The sequence below is a fragment of the Bacillus sp. FSL H8-0492 genome, assembly GCF_038006145.1.
Taxonomy (GTDB): domain Bacteria; phylum Bacillota; class Bacilli; order Bacillales; family Bacillaceae_G; genus Bacillus_A; species Bacillus_A mycoides.
This window is the reverse complement of record NZ_JBBOUP010000001.1, coordinates 4,621,276-4,635,739: the sequence shown is the minus strand read 5'-3', so window position 1 is coordinate 4,635,739 and position 14,464 is coordinate 4,621,276. Positions and strand designations below refer to the sequence as shown.

The 14,464-nt window shown below is 34.4% G+C and carries 14 protein-coding genes; 9 read left to right on the top strand and 5 right to left on the bottom strand.

Translation table 11 applies throughout. The features are described 5' to 3' along the window. Positions 1-9 precede the first annotated feature (9 nt). Positions 10-1,017, bottom strand: a complete 1,008-nt coding sequence (locus MHH66_RS23865) for an ABC transporter substrate-binding protein (protein WP_016102907.1) — start codon at positions 1,015-1,017, stop codon at positions 10-12. A gap of 120 nt (positions 1,018-1,137) precedes the next feature. Here MHH66_RS23865 and MHH66_RS23860 point away from each other — a divergent pair, with 120 nt between their 5' ends. The 3 genes from MHH66_RS23860 (at position 1,138) to MHH66_RS23850 (ending at position 2,435) form a co-directional block, all read left to right on the top strand. Then, positions 1,138-1,434 carry a DUF3986 family protein gene (locus tag MHH66_RS23860; RefSeq protein WP_002034469.1) on the top strand — a complete coding sequence of 99 codons (297 nt, stop codon included), beginning with the start codon at positions 1,138-1,140 and terminating at the stop codon, positions 1,432-1,434. A gap of 11 nt (positions 1,435-1,445) precedes the next feature. Further along, a complete protein-coding gene (locus MHH66_RS23855) occupies positions 1,446-1,676 on the top strand; it encodes a hypothetical protein (protein WP_002034470.1) in 231 nt (76 codons plus the stop codon). 195 nt (positions 1,677-1,871) lie between these two features. Continuing rightward, complete coding sequence (locus MHH66_RS23850; protein ID WP_078184683.1) at positions 1,872-2,435, top strand: YwbE family protein; 564 nt, start codon at positions 1,872-1,874, stop codon at positions 2,433-2,435. Between the two features lie 43 nt (positions 2,436-2,478). On the opposite strand, the gene MHH66_RS23845 is transcribed toward MHH66_RS23850, so the two are convergent. Further along, entirely contained in the window at positions 2,479-3,732 is a 1,254-nt protein-coding gene (locus tag MHH66_RS23845) for a glycosyltransferase family 39 protein (protein ID WP_063218144.1), read from the bottom strand. A gap of 291 nt (positions 3,733-4,023) precedes the next feature. Here MHH66_RS23845 and MHH66_RS23840 point away from each other — a divergent pair, with 291 nt between their 5' ends. Both MHH66_RS23840 and MHH66_RS23835 read left to right on the top strand, forming a co-directional pair. After that, a complete protein-coding gene (locus MHH66_RS23840) occupies positions 4,024-6,090 on the top strand; it encodes an LTA synthase family protein (protein WP_078184720.1) in 2,067 nt (688 codons plus the stop codon). A gap of 520 nt (positions 6,091-6,610) precedes the next feature. After that, positions 6,611-6,868 carry a hypothetical protein gene (locus tag MHH66_RS23835; protein WP_234803722.1) on the top strand — a complete coding sequence of 86 codons (258 nt, stop codon included), beginning with the start codon at positions 6,611-6,613 and terminating at the stop codon, positions 6,866-6,868. 49 nt (positions 6,869-6,917) lie between these two features. On the opposite strand, the gene MHH66_RS23830 is transcribed toward MHH66_RS23835, so the two are convergent. Together MHH66_RS23830 and MHH66_RS23825 are read right to left on the bottom strand one after the other, a co-directional pair. Beyond that, positions 6,918-7,727, bottom strand: a complete 810-nt coding sequence (locus tag MHH66_RS23830; protein ID WP_063218859.1) for an alpha/beta fold hydrolase — start codon at positions 7,725-7,727, stop codon at positions 6,918-6,920. A gap of 21 nt (positions 7,728-7,748) precedes the next feature. Further along, positions 7,749-9,776 carry a catalase gene (locus MHH66_RS23825; protein WP_063218860.1) on the bottom strand — a complete coding sequence of 676 codons (2,028 nt, stop codon included), beginning with the start codon at positions 9,774-9,776 and terminating at the stop codon, positions 7,749-7,751. A 172-nt stretch (positions 9,777-9,948) separates the two neighbouring features. On the opposite strand from MHH66_RS23825, the gene MHH66_RS23820 reads away from it, so the two are divergent. The 4 genes from MHH66_RS23820 (at position 9,949) to MHH66_RS23805 (ending at position 14,081) form a co-directional block, all read left to right on the top strand. After that, entirely contained in the window at positions 9,949-11,178 is a 1,230-nt protein-coding gene (locus tag MHH66_RS23820; protein WP_078184682.1) for an ATP-binding protein, read from the top strand. Between the two features lie 25 nt (positions 11,179-11,203). Then, positions 11,204-12,421, top strand: a complete 1,218-nt coding sequence (locus MHH66_RS23815) for an ATP-binding protein (RefSeq protein WP_078184681.1) — start codon at positions 11,204-11,206, stop codon at positions 12,419-12,421. A gap of 317 nt (positions 12,422-12,738) precedes the next feature. Continuing rightward, the gene (locus tag MHH66_RS23810) at positions 12,739-13,062 is read left to right on the top strand and encodes an iron-sulfur cluster biosynthesis family protein (protein ID WP_063218861.1); all 324 of its coding nucleotides are present in this window, start codon (positions 12,739-12,741) and stop codon (positions 13,060-13,062) included. Positions 13,063-13,175: 113 nt separating this feature from the next. After that, positions 13,176-14,081, top strand: a complete 906-nt coding sequence (locus MHH66_RS23805; protein WP_063218862.1) for a DMT family transporter — start codon at positions 13,176-13,178, stop codon at positions 14,079-14,081. 28 nt (positions 14,082-14,109) lie between these two features. Here MHH66_RS23805 and MHH66_RS23800 read toward each other — a convergent pair whose 3' ends face one another. Further along, the gene (locus MHH66_RS23800) at positions 14,110-14,331 is read right to left on the bottom strand and encodes a hypothetical protein (RefSeq protein ID WP_002034446.1); all 222 of its coding nucleotides are present in this window, start codon (positions 14,329-14,331) and stop codon (positions 14,110-14,112) included. Positions 14,332-14,464: the final 133 nt, after the last annotated feature.

Below are 14,464 nucleotides of genomic sequence, written 5' to 3'. Positions count from 1 at the left end.
ACTTCGCCTCTATTTCTTAATAACGCTTTCGGCAATTTTTGTATTGACGAGCGCTTCATGTGGAACTTCTTTTTGTAATTCACCAGATTCTTTCATAATCGTTTGGAGTTGTTTCCATTCTGCATCATCTAATAATGGATTTGTCGCATAAGAATGTTGTTTTTTGTAGCGCTCAATTACTTTTACTGAAATGTCTTTTGAAGTGTCTTTAAATAGTGGTGAAACGGCATCGGCAATCTCTTCTGGACTATGTGTATCAACCCATTGCTGCGCTTTATATAGTGCGCGCGTGAATTTTTCAGCAGCAGCTTTATCTTTCTTTAAGAAACTTTCTTTTGCCATAAACGTTGTATAAGGGACAGTACCAGATTCAGCTCCGAAAGACGCGACGATATAACCTTTTCCTTCTTTTTCAAGTATACTTGCAGTCGGTTCAAAGAGCTGTACAAATTCTCCCGTACCAGATGCAAAGGCATTTGCAATATTAGCAAACTCGATATTTTGAATTAAGTTCGTATCTTTGCGAGGGTCAATGCCATTTTTCTTTAAAACGTATTCACCAACCATTTGCGGCATGCCGCCTTTACGCTGTCCTAAAAACGTAACGCCTTTTACATCGTTCCAATTAAAAGAGTCTAATTTTTTACGGGAAACTAAAAATGTACCATCTGTTTGTGTAAGCTGCGCAAAATTAATGACAGGATCTTTTGCTCCTTGTTGATGAACATAAATAGACGTTTCTGAACCAACGAGAGCAATATCAATTCCGCCAGATAAAAGGGCGGTCATCGTTTTATCTCCGCCAGCTGTTGTTTGTAAGTCAATATTTAAACCTTCATCTTTAAAAAATCCTTTTTCAATTCCAACATATAATGGTGCGTAGAAAAGAGAGTGTGTAACTTCGCCAACGCGAATTTTTTGAGCTTGTTCTTTCGTACTTTCCTTTGTACTACTACAAGCAGCGAATGTGAAAACAGCTAGTAACATGATGCAAAAAACGGTTATTAATTTTTTCACTATATGACACCTCCTAGAAGTCAATCTACAAGCATAATATGTAGGTAAGTGCCCATATGTGAGTATAGATAGCAGGAATTTTTCGGGTAATAAAGAAGTACAAATATAAGGGGTGATAAAATGGATTACGAATACGATGATAGCGTACATTTACATCTTGATTATTTCGGAACTGAATGTGATATGGAATCGATTGCTTATAAGAGGAAGCATGAAGACGTGTGGGATGTGTATTTTAATTTTGGAGTATACGGTCTTCAGAAAGAGGAGATAGAGACAGGTCGGTTTATGGACGAATATGCTGGTTATTACGTTTTTTCTGTACATGCTCGTGATTTGAGCTGGGAGTTTGGAAGTGCTCAGTTTGAGGAATGGGTTTTGAAGAACCATATAGTAGAAAGAACGCTTCAAAAATAGGGAGGAATTTTGTGTTTGAATTTCTCATCTTATTGCTTATTTGTGTAATTGGAATTTACATCATGCAAGTGCTCACTTACCGATTCGCAAAGAAAAATATTCATAAATATAAGGAAATGAAATGGATTCATATGTGGCTAGACATGACTATGAAAAAGGGTCCGAGATTAGATTTGTTTGATTTTGTACTTATAGTAATCGTAAGTATCATATGGAAAATATGGATGCTTCCTCTTGTATAGTAAACATGCTAATCATCGTATCCTAATAAATAACGAAAAGAACCTGTCATATGACAGGTTCTTTTCTATTTGTAGCATGTAGTGTTACATGGAAAATCCAATGTATACGACAAATTACGACAAAGGGGTTTATACATATTTGTTATTCTATTAAAGGTTATTATTTGTAATATATATATATAGGAGGATTTTTTAATGTTAAAGAAATTATTATTATTTTTACTTACGGGCTTATGTGTAGTGGTTTTAACAGCTTGTAAAGATGAAGAGGAAAAGCTGAAAGCATCGGAAGAACAGAAAATAGATGAGAAGAAAGTTGAAGAAGATAAGAAGGTAGAAGAGCAGCAAAAAGCAGAGGAAGAAAAACGTAAGCAAGAAGAGCAGCAAAGAGTAGAAGAAGAAAAACGTAAGCAAGAAGAGCAGCAAAGAGTAGAAGAAGAAAAACGTAAGCAAGAAGAGCAGCAAAGAGTAGAGCAAGAAAAACGTAAGCAAGAAGAGCAACAGAAGATTCAGCAACAACAGTCTGCACAACAAGAGAGAACACAAAAACAAGAAAAAACAACAGAAGCAACAGGTGGTAAACCGACAAGATCACAAATTTCGGTTGGTTCACATGTAGTTATTCAATTAGATAAAGATTATAGTAAAACAGTGAGCGGTGTTGTGAAAGATATTTTAACAAACACGGAAACACATACGTACGGAATTAAGGTTCGATTACAAGATGGACAAATTGGCCGTGTTCAAAGTGTTGGATAAATAAAAAAAGAGGTCGTCCATTTTTGGACGACCTCTTTTTTTATTATGCTTGGCTAGTGCGGAAAAATGGAAGCTTCTGCACAGCGTAAACTAACCCGTATGCAAGAATTAAGCACATAAGAGGGTTAATGAAAAATCCGTAGCGATTAATTGCTAAGAATAAGTTTGAGAAGATGATGTAAATAACAGAACTTGCTACTAGCATCATAACGCGCTTATGCTTAAATGAATTTAGCATGAAGCAGAAACTGCTCAAGAATGTACCGATGATAAAGACTCTATGACACATTTGTATAAAGTTATGAATACGGTATTGGTCTACAGCAGGAGCTGTTTTGAATAACTCAATTGTTTTACCAACAGTGAACCAAGAGAACCAATATGTGAAGTCCGTTTTAAATCCATTTTTGATTAAATTTTTTGCGTATGCCTCTTTATCATCTAAGCCCTGGGCTTTCATTTGATTAACTACATTTTCATAGCCAATTTTGTTAAACGGATCTGCACCGGCAATTAATGGGTCTGCACCTTGGGTTGAGAATAAGATAAATTGATTGAATGCTAAATAGTTACGAACAACCCAGGCACCGATAATAAGGAACGGACCAATGAGCCATAACAATCCAATTCGAATGGAGTCTTTAAATCCATATGTGAACAAGACGACAAGAACAGGAATAAGCATCATTGGAGCTGGGTTTGGACGGAACATAAGTAAAATAGCAACAACAATTCCAAACCATATATGGAATTTTGTTTTATTGTATTTCCATGCAAGAACAAATACATACACGCTTAACGATAATAAGAATATGGAAGGAACTTCTGTTAGTAATGTACGGAAGTATGTATAGTTACTTGGATAAATAGCATATAAAATACTCGCAACAATTCCATAAATATTCTTTTCAAATAACTCTTTCCCTATTAAGAATACTAATAACACTGTGCAAAGGTTTAGTATCATATTAATAACAGTTGCTACGTAATAGTAAGGAAGTGATGTAACATCAGAAATAATCATAGCACCAGCTAATAATAGCGGCTGACCTGGTGTGATGTATGCATTTTTTCCAGGCACTTCACTAGGTTCTAAATAAACATAGCCAAATACACCATGTTTTAATAATTGTTCAGCTGTTAACGAATAGTTAAAGGCATCATTTGCACCATATGTTACTTTGACTAACTCTCCATCTAATCCTGGCTGTTTTACTAGACAAAAAACGTGCAGTAGGAAAGAAAGCGCCAAAATTGCATATACCGCTTTAGGTAGATTTTTAAACTTATTTAACAAAAATGAGCATCTCCTTTTTTATTAATTCTTTCGTATTTTCATGATAAAACCCTATTAGTATTAAGGTTTTCCAAAACATAGTTATTATATCATAAAGTGGAATGAAGGAAGTTAGTTTTTTAAGAATGAATAGTTGGTATTCCAAAAATTAACTGTTGATTAAGGGAGAATTAAGAAACTACAGTTATAGTAGAATCCAGTGTGAAGACGAAATGCATGAAGTATGTTATCTTAATAGAAACTGTTTTTACGGTGCGGGGTGAAATTAATAAACAGAAAAGAGGGAATGAATTGAGGTGTGATTTTTCATTTCATCAGCCAAGAAGAAGTATATTAATTTCAGCGATGTTAAGTGGCCTAGTAACCCTATATGTAATACCCACACTTTTTTTGATTTTAAAATATTTTAGTTTAGATACGATGAAAGATATGTTAAATCAAAAAATTGTCTTAAGTATAATGACAATTTTGATGTGGATTGTACTATTGTATGTTGCGCATTTGAATAAAGATATTGTTAATAAATTTAAACCGATTATTCGGATTTATATTAGAATGTTTTTAGTAGCGCATGTGGTTACTTTGCTTTTTATTTTCACGCAAAATAATATGAATCTCGTAAATACACTGAATTGGATTTACAATTATAACGCACAGTTTATATTTAGTTTAATTGTAATTTATGCGATATATGTTTTGGTGTATAACGTGCTTGGGAAAGTTTTTTTGAGTACTATTTTGGCAAGCATTTTGCTAATCATTTTGGCTATTGTAAATCACTTCAAAATTGTTTTTAGGGGAGACCCACTATATCCTTCTGATTTTACACAGATTGGACATATGCAATCTGTTATACCAATGGTGATGGATTATTTTAGTTGGGGTTATATTCTTCTCGTTATTGTAAGTGTTGTTGTCTGTATTTTGGCGGGTATGTATGTGAGGAAGTATATTCAAAATGTAAAAGTTCATGCAGGCGTACGAGTTCTATTTATAATAGGATCCGTTTTTATTTTATATGTGTATGGTAATTTTACGAATACGTTTATAAATAAATGGTTTCAAAAGTCGGGTATAGAGTTCGTTTTGTGGGATCAAAATGAAAATTATGCTTCAAATGGTTTTGTGCTAGGATTTATAAGTAATTTAGATACGACAGTCATTGAAAAGCCGAAAGATTATTCAAAAGAAAATATGCTTCAAATAGCAAACGATATAAAGAAACAATATAGTAGCAATATAGGGGCGCAGAAGCAAAAAGAGAAACCAAATATTATTTTTGTAATGAGCGAGTCGTTTTGGGATCCAACGAAATTAACGAATCTTTCCTTTAGTGAAGACCCTTTACCGAATTTGCATCATTATATAGAAAATTTTCCTGGTGGACAGACTATTTCTCCTACATTTGGAGGAAATACTGCGAACGTTGAATTTGAGGCGTTAACGAGTTATTCAATGAGTTTGTTAAAGCCAGGATCTATACCATATCAGCAAGCCGTTACAAGTAAGATAGAAGTTCCATCTATTCCTCGAGCGCTGAAAAAAGAGGGGTATTACACAAGCGCTATTCATTCGTTCGGTCGCTCATTCTTTAAACGTGATGATGTATATAAAGTGTTAGGATTTGATAAGTTTAATGCACAAGATACGATGGAAAATGTAGAAGTTGACGGAGACTATATTAGTGATTTATCTATGAGTAAAGAGATAATAGCTGAATTAGAGAAGCAAAAACAACCTACTTTTATTCATGCAGTTACGATGCAAAATCATTTTCCATTTAAAGAAGGAAGATTTGGCGAAAATCAAATCGAGATTAGTGGATTAGAAAATGAAGAATCGAAGGCTGAATTAGAGACTTATACAGAAGGTTTAAGACGTTCAGATGAAGCTCTTCAATATTTAATAGAGGAGCTAGATAATTTAGATAGACCTACATTATTAGTATTCTTTGGGGACCATCTTCCGTCGCTAGGAACAAATAAATCTCTTTATAAAGAGAATGGGTATATAACGAATGAAAAAACGCCAAGTGAACGATTAGCGATGGCGCAAACGCCGTTATTAATGTATGCAAATTTTGATATACCAAATGACAATTTAGGTTTAGTAAGTCCAATTTATTTTTCAAATCTTGTCTTTGATTATGCTGGATTAAATAAGGTACCGTTCTATCAATTTTTATCGAAGTTATATGAAGAAATTCCTGTACTTCGTGACGAATTGAGGATAGGAAAAGACGGAAAAGCAATAAAAAGTTTAACAGAAAAACAAAAAGAAATGCTAAAGCAATATGAGCTTATTCAATATGACTTACTCGCCGGAAAGCAATATAGTAAGGATATATTATTTAAATAAGCGAAAAAAAGAACTTGTATACAATACAAGTTCTTTTTTCATAGTATTTAACGGGATAACCAGACAAGCTAGGTTTAGGGAGTATTACTTGTACATTTAGTATAAATTAAAATAGAGTCGTTTTAATAATTGATTTGTGAGAAGTATGTGAATTTTTCACCTAGTATATAATTGGACAATTTGTTTAATTTTAACTAATTCCCCGAAAGAATTCTCCTTCCTCAAGCGTGTGAAGGGCGTAGCCCAACGGTAGGTGGGAGATGAATTTCGGTTTGGCATAGCCAAAAACTTTTGATAAACTAGCTATATGAAGTTCTTTGATAACTTGATATATGAGGTTGCAGGAAGAAAATAGAGTGCGAAAACCAAGCCATTCGGTTCCTGCGTAAAATATCAACCGTACCAAAAGAGCGTCCAAGCGTTGGACATCTAGGGGTGGAACACCCCGAAGTAACGCTCAGGGAGACGAAAGGGTACTTTCGTCGTGGAACTGAGAAGCTCCCACTTCAAGCTTTGCTAAGTGGCGAGTAGTTCACTAGAATCAGTTCCAGATTTGTTATTAATTTTTAGTTTGCAATTATTTGTTGTATGGATTTATAAACAGACAGGATTTCGAGTTGTTAGTATTTATGCGTTTAACGATGAGCGTGTTTATTTTTTATCTATTCTTTGTATGACAATTGTTCCAACTCTTCATTTTTTCCGCATTATCGTTTTATTTTTAATGGAAGAGAAGAATAAGTCATATGTGGAATTTGCTCGTGCAAAAGGTAGTTAAGAAAAAAGAATTTGCCGTAAGGGAAAATTCTTTTTTTACTGTAAAGGAACTATGAATTTAAAAATTTTATTAGTCCCTTATTTAATTCATCCGCTTGATCGATTGGAGAGCCGTGGCCACTATTTGTAAGAGGATATAGTTCAGAGTTTTTAATTCGCTCTTTTGTTAGCTCAGCACTTTTATAAGGGATGAGTTGGTCGTGAACACCGTGGAATATTTTTGTTGGGACGTTAATTTTACTCAAGTCCTTCGTTACGTCTTCGTTTGCAGCAGCTTGCAAAATTTTGATGAGAGCATAAGAAGCGGACTGCATACCGAGATAAGAAAACCATTCTAACGTGGCAGCTCCTAAGTTTCTATTAAAAAATGATAAAGATACATCATTAAGAAATTTAGGCAAATTTGCATACATTTGAGCAATCAGAGCATCTGCTTGTTCTTTCGGTACGCCGTAAGGGGATTCTTGGTTTTTCACGAAAGAAGGAGAGACAGCATCCACTAATGCAAGTTTGGAAATACGACGCCCATTATATCGTGACATATACCGAATAGAGAGAGCGCCACCGACTGAGAAGCCGACTAACGTAGCATTTTCTATTTGAAGTGCATCTAATACAATTGCGATATCATCAGCTAAACGATCATAAGTGTAACCAGTCCATGGTTTATCAGACTGTCCGTTTCCTCGTATATCCATGGCGATGCAGCGGAAACCATGTTGTGGTAAGATATTAAATTGATATTGGTACATTTGATGATTTAAAGGCCAGCCATGAACGAAGAAGACAGGTTTACTTCCAGGGCCTGGGTTAATATCCTCAACAAAAATGTGTACATCTTTTTCCACTGTAACGAACATGACGTATCCTCCTCATGTATTTTAATAGGCTCTTTCCCAAAATCGCTGTTTTGTCATTGCCTGAATAAATTCATTTGCAAGTAAGGTAGGGTTTTGTTCTGTTATAACGCCAGGTTTTCCTTCGATGTTTAAAGATTGAATAATAGTATTTCCATTTTTGAAAGCGCCAATTGGCTTAAAGTGATTATACGATTCTACGACAAATGAACTTGCTTTGTTAAGAAAATGATCATCAATATTTCCGCCAATAAGAAGTAGCCCATCATAAAGAAGCGGTGATCCTGTTAAGAAAGTATCATTCACTTCCCACTGTCCATTTTGAGAGCCTTGCACAAAACCTAATCGTTCGGAAATAATAACGGGCTGAAGACCGGCTTGTTTGAATTGATTTATAATATATTGTGCGTTTTGACCGTCATATCCGTTTGCGACAATGACGCCTACTCGTAATGTATTTGGGCTGAATGTTGTATGTTCCATACTTAGTGCTGGTGAGGATTTTGTAACATTTGATTCTTGAACATTTGGCACTGTTGCCCCGACTGCTTCAGCTACTAAAGTAGCTAATTCTGTACTTATATGACCAATCATACCTACGACTTGTTGGCGAACTGATTTACTTTTTACTTTTCCTAATTCAAAGGAAAAGGCCTGCATAATATGGATTCTTTCGACGTGGCTCATACTATTCCAAAATAAACGGGCTTGTGAGAAATGGTCTTTAAAACTAGCGGCTGTTTCTCTTGTTTTATGTCCAGAAACAGTAGAAGGATATGTAACGAAACCGCCTTTCGTACCAGGTACAGTAAAGGGAGAGTTATTAGCTAAAGAGTTATTATGGTAAGCGACTTTTCCTTTATCAATTATATATTTAGACGCACCATCTCTTTGATTGTTATGAAAAGGACATACCGGACGATTAATCGGTAACTCTTGATAGTTTGTACCGACGCGTGCTAATTGTGTATCTGTATAAGAAAATAGTCTACCTTGTAAGAGAGGATCATTTGTAAAATCGATACCGCGGACGATGCTTCCAGGGTGCAGTGCGACTTGTTCTGTTTCCGCAAATACGTTATCAACGTTTCGGTTTAACGTCATTTTTCCGATGATCTTAACAGGGAAGTCTTCTTCCGGCCAAATTTTTGTTGCATCTAATATATCGAAATCGTATTTAAATTCATCCTCTTCTTCTAAAATTTGAACGCCAAGTTCGTACTCAGGGTAGTTTCCGGCATTAATATTTTCCCATAAATCACGGCGATGATAATCTGGATCAGCGCCGCCTAGTTTTTGAGCTTCATCCCAAATTAACGAGTGAACACCAAGCTTTGGCTTCCAGTGGAATTTTACGAATCGTGACTTTCCGTGCGTATTAACTAAACGAAATGTATGAACGCCGAACCCTTGCATCATTCGAAAACTTCTCGGAATTGCGCGATCCGACATAATCCACATCATCATCGCAGCTGATTCTTGATTATTGGCGATAAAGTCCCAAAAAGTATCGTGTGCTGTTTGTCCTTGGGGAATCTCATTATGTGGCTCTGGTTTAAGAGCATGAATAAGATCCGGAAATTTAATACCATCTTGAATGAAGAAAATCGGAATGTTATTACCCACTAAATCGAAATTTCCTTCCTCTGTATAAAACTTAACAGCGAATCCTCGTACATCTCGGTTCGTTTCATTTGCACCTTTTGATCCAGCAACTTCAGAAAAACGAATAAAAATAGGTGTCTTTTTAGATGGGTCTTGTAAAAAATGAGCCATTGTTAAGTCTTCTAAAGAATCATATAGCTCAAAAACACCATGTGCTCCGTAACCGCGGGCATGAACGACTCTTTCAGGAATTCGTTCACGGTCAAAATGAGCGAGTTTTTCTCGCATCAGGAAATCTTCTAAAAGTGTAGGACCACGATCGCCGGCGGTTAAAGAGTTTTCATCATTTGAAATTTTGACACCCGTATTCGTTGTCATCTCTTTTCCTTCATTGTTTTTCGTAAAGGATTGTAACTGTTCTATCTTCTTATTTTCACGACCGTCCATATAAAGCACCTCCCATATTATACGTATTATTGTTCATGGTTTTTATGCTTACATATGGTGTGGGGAAGTATATTATCTATGGATTGATTTTCCTCATTTGTTCAATTTATCTTTGTTTGTCTATGAAAATCATTTATTATAATAAATGGTATTCTTTTGAAGGGGTGTTGAAGTGGAAGAGAGTTTTCTATCAGCTAAAGAAGAAAAGAAAAACGCTAAGATTTTCTTATGGGTAATACATGTTATTTTAATTGTATACGAGGTTGCATACGCGATTATATTAGAAGATACAATGCCTTTAGTAAATTGGCATAAAGGGATATGGAAGCTTGCATATATTATGGCTATATTAGGTATTAGTGTTTACTTATTTGAGAGAGAAAAAGCATATTTAGTTAAATATACATATTTATTTGCATACATGATCGCAGAGACTTTTAATATTGGATGGTATGCTTTTCATAATAGAATAGCATTTGATGAAGGGAATGTAATTGAATATATTTTCATTTTTTTCGTACCGATCTTTTTGAGTAAAAGATATTTATTTGTCTTAGCGCCATTCCTTATAGGGAAATATATGATATACCTATTTGTATTTGGAGAACTTAACCTGTTTATGTCTCTTGTTATAAATATGGTGTTACTTTTCGTGTCATTTATTATTTTAAATCGATTTTTACAATATCTTTCAGCAGTAAAGGGACGTATTGCAGAGGCAAGTCAGTCACAAAAATTGGCGGTTATCGGAAAAATGGCAGCGACAGTCGGACATGAAATTAAAAACCCACTTGCTTCATTAAAAGGGTTTACGCAATTACAAAAAGAGAAACACGAAAAAGATGCAACATATGAACAAATGATTCTCGAAATCGAAAATATGAATAATATGATTAGTGAATTAATGGAGGTTGCTGCATGTAAACCTTCTGTTTATGAAAAACACATTGTAAGTGATGTTTTAGTACAAGCGGTAGAAAACATGCGCGGAAAAATGAACGAGTTAAATATAAATTGTACCTTTAATGAAGAGCAAAATAGAAGTGAAATTGAATGTGATAAACGCAAATTAAAAGGAGTATTTTTGTATGTTATTAAAAATGCTTTAGAGGCAATGGAACATGGCGGAACATTAAAAATACAAGTTGAAAATAAAAAAAGAGATTATGTAATAGTAAGTATAGTAGATAGTGGTTTTGGGATAAAAAAGGATAATTTAGGACGAGTTAAGGATGCTTTTTATACAACGAAGCAAGATAGAATTGGATTAGGTCTTACGGTAGCAGAGCGAATTGTGACAGAGCATCTTGGAGAATTACACATTTCTAGTGAAGTAAAGAAAGGAACGAGAGTAGAAATACTGCTCCCGAAAAAATGTGAGCGCAATGTGACACAAGATTAAGAGGTGTTGTTAAAGGAGTTATCATATGGAAAAAGGCAATATATTTGAAAAAGAAGAGATAAAGGCATTAATAATATTTTTAAGCTTATTCTTCGTTATATTTTTTGCGTATGATTTTGCTGAAAAAGTTATTGTCCTTTTATCAGATAAAAATCAAAAACTAGCAGATGCTTTTGGAGAAGGATTAGGTTTATGGCTATATAGTTTTATGGTTGGATTATTCTTTATAGGATTTTATTTTATGAAATGGAAAAAGCCGTATATTGTGAAGTATATTATTTTAATTGGCTATAATATATTGGATTTTATTAATAACTTCATTATTTATTACGGAAGTGATGCGGAATTTGATGGCGGGAATATAGTAGAAGGATTCTTTATTTTATTTGCACCGATATTTGTGAATAAGAGGTACTTTTGGTTAGTTGCCGGAACTATTGTTGGAAAATATGCACTTATGGGATTCGTTGTTCAATCCTTTATTGTTCTTATCCCAATAGCATTATATAGCGTGTTTGTTATTATATGTTGGATTATATTTTTAAGATTCCAATCTTACGTTCGTACACTTGAAATGATGGATAAAGAAATACGAAATGTAGAGAAATTAGCAATGGTTGGGAAAATGGCGACAGTAATTGGCGATAAGATTAGAAGACCGTTAGAAAAATTGAAAAAACTCGTGAATAAGCAAGCGAAAAAATATCCAGAAGATAAAATTTATAGTGAAATTATGAGACAGGAAGTAGAGCGAATTCATACAATTGCTACAGAGCTAAATGGGTTTGAGAAATCTAAATCGGTAGAATCCGAAACGCATAATATTAAAGAAATCATCTCTTATGTTATCAGGGTTATGGAAAAGCCAGCTTTAGAACAAGGGATAAAAATGCATGCTATTTATAGTAAAGATATACCATCAATTACATGTGAGGAAAAACGATTGAAACAAGTATTTTTTAATTTAATAAAAAATGCGATTGAAGCAATGTCAGTTGGCGGAACTATTACTGTAAAAGTTATAGTGGAAGATGTGATCATTGTTCAAATTATAGATGAGGGATGCGGCATTCCGAAAGATAAAATTCCGAAGCTAAATGAAGCTTTTTACACAACGAAAGAAACTGGAACAGGCTTAGGATTAGTAGTTACGGAAAAAATTATTAAAGATCACCACGGTAAATTGAACTTTGAAAGTGAAGTTGGAGTTGGAACGACTGTTGAGATTATGTTGCCGATTTAATGATAGTGTAAGAGATAAATAGAAAACATCACTTAATCAAAAGTGATGTTTTTTTAAATTGATTTATCCCGCGTTAGCAGGTAGTAAGACTCCCACCTCCAAATTAAGCTGGGACAAAGAAGTTAGGTGGAGTCGGGCTGCCCGTAAAAGCCTGATTGGCGAGGGCTAATAATCAGAGGGGGATGGATACCACCCTGATTAAAGTTTCACTTTATCACATATATTTTATAGTAGTCTTAATTTTCTGCAAATAAGATTCAAGAAAAATGGTGGTACAATATATAAATGATACGAGAAGAGAGGATGTAGGTTAACACATGTACGTTACTGTAACAGAGGCAGCATATAAAAAGATTATGGATACGATTCCAAGTGAAACGAAATATATAAAGTTATTTTATGATAATGAAGGTTGCGGTTGTGTTATGAGCGGGATTATTGATTTAGTAGCCGTTTCAGAGAAAGATGAGCGCGATGTAGATATCGAATCAAGCGTACTAAACTTTATTGCAGATCGCACAAAGCTTGTATTTATGGATGATAAATTAACAGTTGATTGGCATGAAGTTGGAGGGACTTTCCAGCTGAAGAGCCCAAGCCAGTTTTATAATCCGAATATGAAGTTACATGTTCGATTATAATGAAGAGAGAAGGAGTATATAATATGCTCCTTTTTCTTATGGATTTTTTCACATAATGAAATGTACATATAGTTGAATTTTCTGTATAATTCTCTTTGCGGAGGGGGTTGCGCATGAAAAGATGGGGAATTGAGTTATTAATTTTAAGTGTCGTTATTATTTGGGGGATTAACTATACGATTGCGAAATATGGACTTTTAGAATTTACAGCAATAGAGTTTACTGCAGTTCGAATGATGACAGCAGCACCACTACTGTTATTACTTACGTTTTTTATCGAAAAGTCACTTTATATGGAGCGAAAAGATATACCAAGATTAATCATCGTTAGCGTTGTAGGTATTGTACTGTATCAAACGTTATTTATGGAAACTGTAAAATACACATCCGCTACAAATGCTTCTTTACTCATATCTATTTCACCTATTTTTACAACTGTGTTTGCGATTTTCTTGAAACAAGAAAAATTTTCTTCTCGAAAGTTAGTTGGTTCCATGATTGCCTTTATTGGTGCTACATTAGTTTTGGTAGCGGGGCATTCACTCGCTAGTTCTTTCTACGGAAATGGGATTGGACTTATTACATCAATATGTTGGGGACTTTATCCCGTTTTAGCAGGGCCGCTTATTAAAAAATACTCAGCATTACGTGTTACTGCATGGTCGACATTAGTTGGAGCGATTCCGCTCTTATTGTTAAGTGGTCCACATGTATTTGTCATGCCATTTCACATTACACACGGAATGACACTATTTGCTTTACTATATTCTATTTTCTTTGTAACAGTATTCGGTTTAGTCATGTGGTATGTTGGTATTCAAAAAATTGGTGCGTCACATACGATGGTATATATGTATATTACGCCGCTTGTAGCTGTTTTATTTGCAGCTGTATGGGCAAATGAATATGTATCGTTTCAACAAATAATCGGTGGAATCATCATTTTCTTCGGTCTATGGTTTGTGAAATCAGAGAAAGTAGAAGCTAATTCTATCGTGCAAGAACCTATATCAAAATAGGAAAACAGATCACCTATGATCTGCTTTCCTATTTTTTTATTTTTGGTAAAAATACGAGGAATAAAATGGCAGTAATAAGTGGGATTAAATTAAGAAAAGGAATGCGGAAGAGTGTAATTAGAATAATACCTGGAAGAAGAACACCGAGGACAGCATAGAAAATACTATGTTTTTTCGTGTACCAATACAAGGAAAGTCCAATAAGTGCAGGAACAATGAGATGAATGAGAGCCATTAAAAAATAAATCATTAGACGCCCCCTTTATTTATGTGCTTATTACATCATATCCGTATGTTCATAGATTGATATCAATTTTTTCATAATTGGACGAAAATGTTTTGAAAAACGTCACATTTATGAGGGATTCTATATTAGAAATCTT